Annotated in this window: 7 protein-coding genes and 1 pseudogene; 5 read left to right on the top strand and 3 right to left on the bottom strand. The window is 44.2% G+C overall.

Features of this window, described 5'->3' with window-relative positions; all coding sequences use genetic code 11:
• Positions 1 to 56: 56 nt before the first annotated feature.
• On the top strand, positions 57 to 2,618 hold the full coding sequence (locus tag AC0YOD_RS24950; protein WP_475802048.1) for a beta-mannosidase: 2,562 nt from the start codon (positions 57 to 59) through the stop codon (positions 2,616 to 2,618).
• A 112-nt stretch (positions 2,619 to 2,730) separates the two neighbouring features.
• A complete protein-coding gene (locus AC0YOD_RS24945) occupies positions 2,731 to 3,375 on the top strand; it encodes a hypothetical protein (RefSeq protein WP_475802047.1) in 645 nt (214 codons plus the stop codon).
• A 67-nt stretch (positions 3,376 to 3,442) separates the two neighbouring features.
• Here AC0YOD_RS24945 and fabV read toward each other — a convergent pair whose 3' ends face one another.
• Positions 3,443 to 4,633: an enoyl-ACP reductase FabV gene (gene fabV / locus AC0YOD_RS24940; protein WP_475802046.1), complete on the bottom strand. Its 1,191-nt coding sequence runs from the start codon at positions 4,631 to 4,633 to the stop codon at positions 3,443 to 3,445.
• A 259-nt stretch (positions 4,634 to 4,892) separates the two neighbouring features.
• Positions 4,893 to 5,627: a glycerophosphodiester phosphodiesterase gene (locus AC0YOD_RS24935; RefSeq protein ID WP_475802045.1), complete on the bottom strand. Its 735-nt coding sequence runs from the start codon at positions 5,625 to 5,627 to the stop codon at positions 4,893 to 4,895.
• Between the two features lie 532 nt (positions 5,628 to 6,159).
• On the opposite strand from AC0YOD_RS24935, the gene AC0YOD_RS24930 reads away from it, so the two are divergent.
• Positions 6,160 to 10,362, top strand: coding sequence for a lamin tail domain-containing metallophosphoesterase family protein (locus AC0YOD_RS24930; protein ID WP_475802044.1), 4,203 nt, complete (start codon positions 6,160 to 6,162; stop codon positions 10,360 to 10,362).
• Positions 10,363 to 10,425: 63 nt separating this feature from the next.
• Here AC0YOD_RS24930 and AC0YOD_RS24925 read toward each other — a convergent pair whose 3' ends face one another.
• Positions 10,426 to 11,598: an ROK family protein gene (locus AC0YOD_RS24925; RefSeq protein WP_475802043.1), complete on the bottom strand. Its 1,173-nt coding sequence runs from the start codon at positions 11,596 to 11,598 to the stop codon at positions 10,426 to 10,428.
• 116 nt (positions 11,599 to 11,714) lie between these two features.
• Between AC0YOD_RS24925 and AC0YOD_RS24920 the strand changes: the two genes are divergently transcribed.
• The gene (locus tag AC0YOD_RS24920) at positions 11,715 to 12,323 is read left to right on the top strand and encodes a YdcF family protein (RefSeq protein ID WP_475802042.1); all 609 of its coding nucleotides are present in this window, start codon (positions 11,715 to 11,717) and stop codon (positions 12,321 to 12,323) included.
• Between the two features lie 205 nt (positions 12,324 to 12,528).
• Positions 12,529 to 12,713 (top strand): annotated as a pseudogene (locus AC0YOD_RS24915) (ABC transporter substrate-binding protein); the annotation flags it as partial.

Below are 12,713 nucleotides of genomic sequence, written 5' to 3'. Positions count from 1 at the left end.
TATTTTCATACTACTAACGATAACGGTTTGCCGCGCAAGCCTTTTGGGAGGATACAATGAGAGAAACGAAGCTGGTACTAGATAACTGGAAGTTCAAAGCCTGTGAAGAGAAGGTATGGATGAGTGCCGTTGTGCCGGGGTGCGTGCATACGGATTTGCTGCGCAATGGTGTTATTAAAGATCCATTTTATGCGACAAATGAGCATGATTTGCAGTGGATTGACAAAATAAACTGGGAATATGAAACCAGCTTTCACGTGTCAGAGAGCCTATTAAACGAGTCAGCATTAGAGCTTGTATTCGACGGCTTGGATACATATGCTGACGTTTATTTGAATGGCAAACATGTGCTATCTGCTGACAATATGTTTCGAGAGTGGAAATCGGATGTGAAAGCTATTGTACAAGAGGGAGCTAATCATCTATTGATACGCTTCCGATCACCGATTCAAGAGGATCTGCCCAAAATCGAAAAGCTAGGCTATAATTTGCCGGCGTCGAATGATCAATCAGAGCTCGGCGGACTTGGTGATCAGAAGATTAGTATATTTGCCAGAAAAGCACCCTATCACTATGGTTGGGATTGGGGCCCGCGTTTCGTTACGAGCGGAATTTGGCGTGAGGCCAGATTAGAAGGCTGGTCACAGAGCAAAATAACGGATGTTTACATCCAGCAAAATAAGGTCTCTGCATCTGAAGCCTTTCTTACAGCTACCGTTGAAATTGAATCCGAACAGGCATGGAACGGGTTGCTGCGAATCGGTACAGAGAATCAAATTTGGGAGCAAACGGTAAGTTTGAATCCAGGTTCGAATGTCATTGAGCTGCCTATTCATATGAACCAGCCGAAGCTATGGTGGAGCAGAGGATTAGGAGATGCTCACCTGTATGTCTTCACTGCAGAACTGATTCGAAATGATCTAACGCTCGCCTCAAAAACGGTACGAACAGGTTTGCGCTCCATCAAACTAGTTAGAGATAAAGATGCTGCGGGAGCTAGCTTTTATTTTGAATTAAATGGTGTCCCCGTGTTCGCAAAAGGTGCGAATCATATTCCCAATGATAGTTTTATTACCGACGTGACGGATGAAAGATACCGGCATGAGATCGTAACGGCGGTGGAGTCTAACATGAATATGCTGCGAGTTTGGGGAGGCGGTATTTATGAGCAGTCCGTCTTCTATGAGCTATGCGACGAATATGGTTTATTAGTTTGGCAGGACTTTATGTTTGCCTGCAGCATGTACCCGGGTGACGAAGCCTTCCTGAATAATGTTCGTATGGAAGCGGAGGAGAATGTTAAGCGCCTCCGCAATCATCCATCAATTGTATTGTGGTGCGGAAACAATGAGATAGACTCTGCTTGGGCTCAGTATGATGAGAATGGTGGATGGGGCTGGAAGAAGGATTACACCAAGGAGCAACGAGACGTAATTTGGAATGATTATGTGAGGATCTTCCACCAGATCCTCCCTAAAGCCGTTGAGACTTTTGCACCAGGAACGGAATATTGGCCATCCTCACCGCTTATATCACTTTCAGAAGATGAGAATCAGCATGCGCATCCATTATCCACAGAGGGCGATGTGCATTACTGGGGTGTATGGCATGCGGTTGAGCCCTTTGAGAACTATAATTTGAAAATTGGACGCTTTATGAGTGAGTACGGCTTCCAGTCATTCCCTGAATATGATACGGTGATGACCTTTGCTCAGGAAGAGGACTTGGCGCTCCAATCGAAAGTCATGCGAGCTCACCAGAAGAATGGTGATGGCAATCGATTAATTAAGGAATACATGGATATTTATATGAGCGAGCCTAAGGATTTTCCTTCTTTCCTTTATATGAGCCAAGTGCTTCAAGCTGAGGCGATGAAGATGGCAATTGAGGCGCATCGCCGCAAAATGCCTTATTGTATGGGCACGCTTTATTGGCAAATGAACGATTGCTGGCCAGTCGCATCATGGTCGGGCATGGACTACTATGGCAAATGGAAAGCGATGCAGTATTTCGCGAAAAACAGCTTTGCCGATACGATGCTATCTTTCGATCGGACGGATAACGGAACTGCAAATATATTTGTAGTTACAGATAAGTTGTCTTCTTTAGCTGGTGAACTGCGCGTGACACTGTATGATTTTACGGGCATGAAGCTAAAAGAGGTATCCATCCCAGTTGCTGTAGAGGGGAATAGCTCGACTATCGTCTTTACGCTTAATGAACAAGAGTGGTTAATGGGCAGCGATGTAGGTAGTGTTGTGTTGTATGCTGAGCTCACGAATGCGGGTCAGCTTGTTGACAGTAAGAGTATGTATTTCGTTAACGTGAAGGATCAGAAGCTTTCCGCTGGTACGATTCAGATAAAAGAGGTTGAAGGAAGCGGTGGAACGAAATTTTCACTTGAGACGGATGTACTTGTGAAGCAGGTTTGGCTTACAGGTGAAAATGAGGGCATGTTCTCTGATAACTTCTTCGATCTTATTCCCGGTGTAGCGAAGACGGTAGAATATCGTTTGCGGGCTAGCGGTGAACCGATGAGCAAGTCAGCTCAGGCAGGTAAGGTTACAGCTCGCTCCATGTTCGATTTTCTTGCAAATGTGAAAGTGGAGATTAACTAAATAAAAAGAAACCGCTGATGACGACGAGGGTCATTCGGCGGTTTTTTTTGTCTGAATGGATGAGGGATGCAACATCTATCATTGGAACGCGTCTAAAAAGAGGGGTGGTACAATGAAAAGGTTGTCTAAAATGGTAGTTGGACTTGCCATTTGCATAGCACTGCTATTCGCAGGACATCAGTCAGCACAGGCGCTGGACTTTGCTGTTTATCCGCTCGATGAGCTGTCTGAGCTATCAGATACAATTCTTACCGGCACAGTAATGAGCAGCAAAAAGACGGAGGATAACAAGCTCATTTACAAAGTTAAAGTGGATGGGGTCTTTAAAGGTGAACCGACTAAAGGGAATACGTTATCCGTGAAAGTACTGCAGTGGTCCGATGAAGGGAAGCTGGAGAAGGGTGCGCGATATCTTTTTCTTCTGATTAAGGACGAGAATGCGGGAGTTGGTAGGGAGCTTTATGAAATCACTGGCGTCCATCAGGGCTTTATTCTCTTAAAGGATGGATCGACAACTTCAAGATTTTATTCAACGGCTGATGTGGAGAAGCTGCTGCAAAAGCTTGAAGTAGATTCAAGTATCGTAATCAACTCTCCCAAGGCAACAGATGCGACTAAGAACCTCGTAGAGAGTGTTCAGAAGGAAATAGAGACTCAAGGTAAGGATGACCGTCTTATTATTGGAGCTGTTATTCTTTGTGTATGTATGGCTTTATATCTTATTTTCCGCTTTAAACGGGGGGGAAATGGGAAATGAAAAAAAGGACCCTTCATTCGAGAAATTAATCGAATGAAGGGTCCTTTTAGTTAGAGAGAAAAGTGAATTAACGTAGATTAGGAATATTCACTTCTGGGTTAACGTCAGCCTCATACTGAATGCCATCGGTTTCGAAGCCGAACAGCTGGAAAAATTCGCGGCGGTAGCCTTCCAGGTCAGAAAGCTCGTACACGTTCTCCGTTGTCAGCTTAGCCCAAGTCTCAGCAACCTCTGCTTGGATTTCTGGTCTCATTTCCCAATCATCGACACGGATAAGTCCACGCTCATCAACAAGCGTTTCTTGTTTTCCGTAAAGACGTTCAGAGAACAGTCGATACATTTGCTCGATACAGCCTTCGTGGATGCCTTTTTCTTTCATCACTTTGTATAGTGCGGAAATATAAAGCGGAACAACTGGAATGGCAGAGCTTGATTGTGTAACAAGTGCTTTGTTGACTGAAACAAATGCGCGTCCGCCTGTTGCGCCAAGCTGTGAATGAAGATTTTTGGCAGTAGCTTCAAGGTCGTTTTTGGCAGCGCCAATTGTACCTTCACGGTAAACAGCATGAGTAATTTCAGGTCCGATATAGGAATAAGCAACGGTTGTTGCGCCTTCTGCTAGTGCGCCAGCAGCTTGCAGCTCATCGATCCACATTTGCCAGTCTTCGCCGCCCATTACTGCAATCGTCTGACGAAGCTCGTCCTCTGTAGCTGGCTCGATTGTTGCTTGTGTAACGTCCCCGGTGTGGAAGTTTACGGTTTTGTTTGAATATGTGCCGCCTAGCGGTTTAATTACGGATGAGAAGGTTTCGCCTGTCTTAGGATGAGTACGGCGCGGTGAAGCTACGCTATAAACAACAAGATCAATGGTTCCAAGCTCAGTGCGAATCAGATCAATCGTTTTGGCTTTGATTTCATCAGAGAAAGCGTCGCCTACGATACTGAAAGATTTGCGGCCAGCAGCAGCAGCGGCTTCTTCAAAAGCAGCAGAATTGTACCAGCCTGCGGATGCCGTACGTGCTCCTTCAGCTGCTTTGTCGAAGTAAACACCAATTGTGTTAGCGCCAGCACCGAATGAAGATACGATGCGTGAAGCAAGTCCATAACCTGTAGAAGCACCGATTACGAGGACATTACGCGGTCCTTCAATGGATGGTTGTGCATTTACATAATCAATTTGACGTTGTACTTGGCTAGCGCAGCCCTCGGGATGAGCAGTCGTGCAAATAAAACCACGTGTTTTCGGTTGAATAATCATATTAGAATATTCCTTTCTATTATGGAATCTGCTTGTATTTCATTATGTAGCATGAGAACTCTTATCCCATTTTACCGACTTTTACAGCTAAAGGGAAGTTCCGTACGGGGTAATAGAGCATTATTTAATTAAAATATTCGTTTGAGCGTACGATCTAGCAAGTTTGCATATATATCTGCTTTGATTTTCAAAAATCTTAAATAAAAAAACCGTCTATTTTGAAAATGGACGGTTAATTTTTTTTGCGGTCTGATGTGGATTAAGATTTATTTAGGAGCCTGCGCACACGTTCGGGGTAATCGGATATGATCCCTTGCACACCGTAAGAGATGGCTAGTTGTATGCTATCCTCATCGTTCACAGTCCATGTATAGATTATGCAGCCCTTCTCAAGTGCAGCGGCAGCATCTTCTACATCCAGCCAGCCCATGTTTGGATGTAATGAATACGGTTCGAAGCCAGCAACTTCTGGCAGTTTCCAATGATGTGCGGTACGAAGATGATAAAGAAGACCAACTTTAATGCTTGGCTCAATTAACTTAAGAGACGCTAAACCTTTGTGGTCGAATGAAGAGACAACAACCGTTTCTAATCGATTTGTTTTATGTAATAATGCGACGAGCGTTTCTTCCATGCCAGATCCGATTCCGCCTTTCATCTCCACATTGATTATGATGTGGGGAGGAGCAAGCTGGAATACTTCCTCTAGCGTTGGAACACGCTCTCCAGCAAAGGCTGAATTGAATTTTCCACCAACGTCCAAGCGTCGAAGCTCTTCTAAACTCATTTCCTTAACTTTTCCTTTTCCATCCGATGTTCGATCTACTGTGCTATCATGAATGACGACAATTTCCCCATCCTTGGAGAGGTGAACATCTAACTCAAAGCCATCGCAGCCCTGATCAAGTGCAAGTTTAAATGCCGCAATTGTATTTTCCGGTGCTTCTCCTGAAGCACCTCTATGCGCTAATACTAAAGGACGTTGGTTTATCATACGATAATCGCTCCTTGACATTAGGTCTGGGTAATTATGATTAACAGTGTATTCTTGGCTATTACAGCTGTCAAGAGTGAAAGTTGTAAGAATTAATTAATCAAATGCGACAGAATAAAAATCAAAATCAAAGTAAATACAGGCATGACGTAATTTTGAAAAATAAAATTATTAAAAAGAGGAATTTCAATTAGAATAGCGAAAATTAGTGACAGACATGACTTGAGAGAGTCTACACTGCGTAAATGTAAGGAGGTGGGCAATATGTTCAGCTATTATTTTCGTCGAAACGCTTATGTATAAAGCAGGAGAGACATGATGGATCGGTAAAAAGGCGGCGTACAACTCATTAATCCTACATTTATCAAATATTAATACATCAATTTGATTAATAAATTAAAAGGAGTAATATCCGAGTTCCCAATTCCCTTTTACCCTTCTAAAGGGAGGAGGAGGCAATCACAATTATTGGTTTCAATAGGTCTGCAGATAGGATAAAGGATGATCAATGACAAGAGGAGATGAAAGGTCCATGGTAGCGAAAAAATGGAAATATCAGTTATCTATTTTTTTAACAGCAACTATGCTAAGCGTTTCTTTACTTCCTACTGGTTATGCAGCATCAAACACATTCGGAATACAGAGCTCGAACACCGCCCCAGCACTGCTTATAACAGAGCTCGTCCCTGATTCTACAAATGTCGGCAACGAGGATGCATACGAGTATGTGGAAGTATACAACAATACAAATCAACCGATTGACTTTGGAGATTATATGGTCGTCTACCGGTACCCGGGGGAATCAAATGATCTGCACTGGAGGCCCTCTGTTGCTGTTGTCATACCGCCTCAGCAGACACTAGTGCTTTGGGGAAAGACATCCGAAAATGTTTCAAACAGTACAGTCGCTGATTTTAATGCGAACTACGGGACAAATCTTATTGAGAACGTGAACATAGTCCGCATCCCAAGCGGGATGAATGATCTCCGTGAACGTACGATTGCGGTAGCGACCAGCACAGGGCAAGACATTGTGAAAGCCAGCTACAACAAAGGAGTCATCGATACGAAGCCAGATATGGGCATCATTTATACAACCCCAGACCCAAATACGAATGAGATGAAGCTGCTCAGTTCGACCAAAGTACGAGCTACACCAGGCAGTCTTGAGCCCGGACAAGTACCGGTTGAGCCTGTGATTCTTTATCCAGATCAGGTGCCGCCGACAATAGAAGATCTAACAAGCACCTCGACACCCGATCTAACGAAGCCGATCGTATTTACTGCAGAAGCCAGCGATGACCAATTGTTGAAGACAGTGACGCTCCATTATAGAACGTCTGGGGAACAAAATTTTGAATCAGCCCATATTGCCAGAGGGAATGATGGCTTATTCCATTATTCTCTTCCTTTCACAGAATGGTATGGCAGCACAGCAATAGATTATTTCTTTCGATCATCTGACGGAACAAATATGACGGAGACAAGTACTGCTCAGCTTTCATTGCTGGGAGAACCGAACGTCCCCCTATTGAATGTGAAAGATGCTGATGTGTTGTCAGGCGAGAGGATCATTATCGGATCGGGTAATGGCATTGCATCGGAGGAATTAACTCTATCGATAGAAGGAGCAAGTTCAAAAATGGGACTTGCAGAAACGGCTTATCTTACTTTTGAGGCCCATGACATTAATGCCGGACAGAACGCGATCACGGTAAATGGTGAGATTGTGCAAATCATACCCTATCAAACGTTTGATTATACAACAGTTACCGTGCCGATGAGCCCAGATTTATTTAAATACGGGCAGACGAATACGATTTCCGTTCAGGCAGGCTCAACCAAACGGCCTTATTACGAGGATGTCCCTGAGGCGGATCTGGATGATTTCAACATTCGTAATGTAAGACTAGTATTTGGTGACGGTACAGAGGTTAGAGATCCGCAATATGGGCCTGAGACTAATTTTGACATGGGGGATAACGGTCGCTTTTTGCCGATTGTCCATTTCAACTTCGATATTCCGGAAAACCAATGGATAGAGAAATCAGGTGTGGATAAGGCATTAGATAAGCCGTCCTATTTCGTTTTTGAGGCTAATGGAATAGACAATGGGCAGAGTGCTGTGACATTTGGCCGTGAGGTTTTGGGTATCATTCCGTTAAAAACGACCAACTATACGACGGTGGTCATCCCTGTAAATCCGGAGCTGTTCCGTTCCACATCGCCGAACCGCATCGCGATCCGGGCAGGCTCCGTGAGCAAACCGTATTATGAGCATGCACCGGAGGGCGGGCTTGACGACTTTGATATTCGTAATGTGCGACTTATTCTAGCAGATGGTACAGAGCTGCGTGATCCACAGTACGCGAGCCCAACGTTAAATTTTGATATGGGTGATAACGGTCGGTTTTTGCCAATCGTGTATTTCGAATTCACCATACCGGAAAATAAATGGAATGCAGTTTCATATCATTGGAACACAGCTGCAGCTGCTGATGGTCCTCATCTAGTTACCCTTACAGCTGAGAGCGGTCAAAGTGATGTCGCCCATGTTCTTGTGGACAACAATGGTCCCATCATTCATACCAATATAGAGGAAGGGAGAGCTTACAAGGGTGATTTCACAATTGAGGTGCAGGCAAACGATGCCGTATCTCAAATCTCATCGCTCGCTGTGACATTGGACGGAAAGGCCATTCAAACTCCATTTGCTGCTTCTTCTGCAGGTTTAAGAGCGGGAGAACATAAGCTGTATATGAAAGCAAAGGATAATGTGGGACAAGTCACTGAGAAAACCATTCATTTCGTGACGGTTGAGGAGCACCCAAACAAGCCGGTTCTGCTAGCTCCGGCGGATGGTATGACCGATGTTGAACCGGTAGCTGAACTGCAGGCGAGGGTGGAAGATCCTACAGGCGATCCGATGCAGGTTACCTTCTATCGAGGGGAACGGATTAACTCCGTAAGCCAAGCCGTAAAAGCTTATTCCAATGCTGTAGACAGAGAGCCTCCTCTTACAATAGCTTCTTCAGGAGATTTACTTCTTTCTGAAGAAGAGAAAGCAAGGCTTGCTGCTTCTGATAATGAATATGTGACGACGGATTCGACTGAGCAGTTTCCTTACCAACGATTCGAGGTGGAGGTTGGTGAGTCTGTCGGAGCTAGTGATCGTATTGAGCTTTACTGGGAAGGGCACTCTCTAGAGGGTAGGAAGGTAAGTCTATATGCATGGAATTACTTACTTGGTGAATGGAAATCGCTGGCATCGATGATCGCTCCTTCGGAGGAGGATTTTACGCTGTCCGGGTCTGTGATTGCGGCAGACTATGCTAAAGACGGATTCGTTCAAGTACTTGTTCAAGACCTGATACCAGGTCCGGATGATTATGATTTTACGTTTGTAGCTATGCCGGATACGCAACTTTATGCTGAAATTATTCCGGAATATTTCCAGTCTCAGGTGGAATGGATTCGCGACAATAAGGAAGCAATGAATATTCGCTACGTCGCGCATGTTGGAGATATTATCAATTTCGCTGCTAACACGGATCAGTGGGACCGGGCGGACAAGTATATGAAAGTGCTCGAGGATGCTGAGATTCCTTATGGGGTAGTGGCCGGAAACCATGATGTATTCGACGGGGGCGCTAACTCAGAACCAGACTATTCTATGTTTTCCAAGTATTTTGGTGAAGATCGTTTTAAGAATCAGCCAAGTTATGGTGAGTCTTATAAAGATAATCGTGGCCATTATGATTTGATTTCGGCAAATGGTAATGACTTTATATTCGTATATATGGGCTGGGGCGTAAATGATGAGGACATGGCTTGGATGAATCAGGTGTTGCAGCAATTTCCTGAACGAAAAGCTGTACTTGTGTTTCACGAATATTTAACGAATAGCGCAGCCCGCTCGACTACGGGAGATATGTTATTCAATGGAGTAGTCGTGCCGAACCCGAATGTCATAATGGTCATCAGCGGCCATTACACCGGTAGCGCAGTAAAAACAGACGCTATTGATGACGACAAGGATGGCGTGGCTGATCGCAATGTCTATCAAATGCTTAACGATTATCAAGGTATCGAGGGCGGAGTGACTGGCGGTTCCGGTTATTTGAAGTTGTTCCATTTTGATACGGAAACGAATCAGGTGTACGTTAACACGTATTCGCCGGTTTATGACGACTATAATTTCTACGCGCCGGAGAAAGATGAATGGACACTGCAAATGGATCTTGCACCACGAGTGAAACGAGTGGCTACCGATATGATGGAGGTTCGAATATATTCGAGCGAGGTGATCGGCAGCCCGGTGCAGAGCGAGAGTGGTGACATCGCTCAGACTATATGGAGCGGACTTGAAGGAGACAAAACTTATTATTGGTATGCAGTGGCAGAGGATTCATTCGGCGGCCGCACTGCATCAGAGCTGTCGAGCTTTCACACCCAAATAAGCCTACCTGCACTTCAAAGTATGCTTAATCAACGGATTGCTTCAGGTGAAGTGAAGAGTCCGCTTTCCAAACAATTGGGTAATTCATTAGAGCAAGCCGAACATCACAGGGAAAAAAACCACTATGATCAAGCAGTGAAAAAGCTGGAGGATTTCCTTAAGCATCTGCAGAATGAAAAACTAACGTCATCGATATCGGAAGAGGCCAAGCTTCTACTCCAGCAAAAGGCACAAAAGCTGATTCAACTGTGGAGCAGCCAGCTGACAAATCTATAAGATCACAAAAACCTCCAAGCCGACTTACCCGGTTTGGAGGTTTTTTAACTGATCTTTTGAAACTTATAAAGATAATGCTTCCAATGGAATTTCGAAGACATTCTTAAGCACAAGGCCGGCAGCGAGAAGTGTTTCATCGGGCATATTCTCCATATGTACGATTTGTACACCGCGGCTCGTTAAAGGTACATTGTTGATTATAGTCTCTTTGAGTTTTGTAACCATGTCATCACCCAAGGCGTTTAAAACCTTGCCTGTCAGCAGTACGCGATCAGGATTCAGAAAGGTCACTAAATTGCTGATGGAGAGGGCCATAGCTTCACTCATAATCCCGTGCAAGCGGACCATTGTCTCATCGCCCGAGAGGACTCCTGCTTTAAAAACTTCTAACGTATACCCGGTATTTACTGCGAGCCCGCTTGATGACAACAGAGTTGTTAAGCAGCCCTTGCCTCTGCAATGACATAAATAAGCATCCGTTCCAGTAAACCCTTTGTAATGTCCGAATTCGCCAGCAACGAAGGTTGAACCGGATATGAGCCGCTTATCCGAGAATATCGCTCCGCCGATTCCGTAATCGAATTTTAATATTATATTGTCTGTGGAATCACTGAGGCATCCATTCATATTTTCATTGACAGCGAGTAGATTAACATCGTTCTCAATATAGACGGGCAGATCATATTTTTCCTCGAGCAATGATTTGAGCGGAATTTTATGAAAGCCAATTCCAGGTGTGCGCAGCAGTATGCCCAGCCTTGAATCCACCAAACCTTGCACGCTGATTCCGATCCCTTTTGTCTTTGAAATATCGGGAACCTGCAGAAGGAGCTCATCAATAACCCCTTGTAATAGAAGGAGTAGGTTTTCAGGGTCCCCATACATATCAAAGCGGCGTTCTGTAGAAGAGATTCGTTCGTTGCGAAAGTTATAGACGCATCCACGAATATATTTGCCAGCCACCTCGATGCCAATCGCATAATATCTGGAGCTGTTCACTGAGAGAGAAACTCTCTTTCTGCCGCTCCCTGCTTCCAAGGGCATATGCTCGCCTTCAGAAATAAGGCCATCTTGAAGCAGACGATTAACAATATTGGTAACAGTTTGTTGACTCAATCCTGTTATTTTCGCAAGCTCAACGCGTGAAATCGAGCCCTCAGAAAAGATTAAATAAAGTACCTTTTGTTGATTAAGAGATTTCAGCAGCATGTGGCTTGTATTTTTTGAAGGGTGCAAGACTATGACCTCGCTTTGTAAGAAATTTGTTGACATAGATTAAGAATAGTGTAATATTTTAATAAAAGCAATTGATTTATTAATATTGATTAATTTTAAAGGAATGTGAATGACAGATGTGGATTTTGTGGTTTGTTTTTTCAATCATCGTTGTTTTGCTCTTCATCCCATTGGTATTTGTTTGTTGGATACATACGGCAAGCCTGCGACACGACAGCGCCGACGCTCTCATTGTACTTGGTTATCGTTCTAATGATGGTTCCATTCATCCACTGCTTAAAGAACGGCTCGATACGGCTATCCAACTTTTTCGCCAGCATGAATACTCATATATGGTGCTATCCGGCGGAGCGGTTGGATCCGATCGACCGGAGGCAGAGCTTATGCGAGAATTTATCGTCCAGCAGGGCATTGCCGAAGACAGATTAATTTTGGAAATGCAGTCCCGCAATACGGTGCAAAATGTAGTCAATTGTAGAGAACTTCTCCGCCACCGAGGGCTCAGCTCATGTGTTCTTGTCTCCAATTCGTTTCATATTCGACGAATGAGATTCATTATGAAGAAGCTGAATTTTCCGGCCATGTTTTATGCGAAGCGGGATATGAGCAGCATTTTGAAGATTCAGCTGCGATTAACCTTTTCGGAGATTCAAGCATTTCGGTTAACACTGCCATGGATTAAGAAAGCACTTGAGACACAAATATCTTTAGAAGAGCAAAAATGAACGCAATGCGATCAGTAAACAAATTTTGAAGATGATAGCATTGCGTCTTCTTCTACAAGTGATGTAAGCGGATACAATAATGTTTGTTGGTGAAAATCCTTTGGGAGGTGGGGCTTGGCGGGTGAGAGAGCCTTGTGTCAGTTTTAAGGGGACAGAGATGATAGACATCCAATTTTATTAGATTCAACGAGAGGATGATTATGAATTGAAGAAGAACTGGGGTAAGTTTCTGACGATCGGATTAACGACGATGATGACATTTACGATACTCGCAGCCTGCAGCGGTAACAACAGCAGCAATGACAAAACAGAGGGTACAACACCTGCGGGCAGTACGCCGCCAGCGGAAGTCGAGGTTTATGAAAATGGATTGCCAAAGGATGAGAAGAT

The sequence above is a fragment of the Paenibacillus sp. J31P13 genome (assembly GCF_056269295.1).
Note: the sequence above shows the minus strand (reverse complement) of the source record. Positions and strands in the feature narration are given on the sequence as shown.

Bases quoted from the DNA above. Each gene is read 5' to 3' on its own strand.
- AC0YOD_RS24935 (WP_475802045.1), bottom strand. From the start codon at position 5,627: ATGATAAACCAACGTCCTTTAGTATTAGCGCATAGAGGTGCTTCAGGA.
- fabV (WP_475802046.1), bottom strand. From the start codon at position 4,633: ATGATTATTCAACCGAAAACACGTGGTTTTATTTGCACGACTGCTCAT.
- AC0YOD_RS24950 (WP_475802048.1), top strand. From the start codon at position 57: ATGAGAGAAACGAAGCTGGTACTAGATAACTGGAAGTTCAAAGCCTGT.
- AC0YOD_RS24945 (WP_475802047.1), top strand. From the start codon at position 2,731: ATGAAAAGGTTGTCTAAAATGGTAGTTGGACTTGCCATTTGCATAGCA.
- AC0YOD_RS24920 (WP_475802042.1), top strand. From the start codon at position 11,715: ATGTGGATTTTGTGGTTTGTTTTTTCAATCATCGTTGTTTTGCTCTTC.
- AC0YOD_RS24930 (WP_475802044.1), top strand. From the start codon at position 6,160: ATGGTAGCGAAAAAATGGAAATATCAGTTATCTATTTTTTTAACAGCA.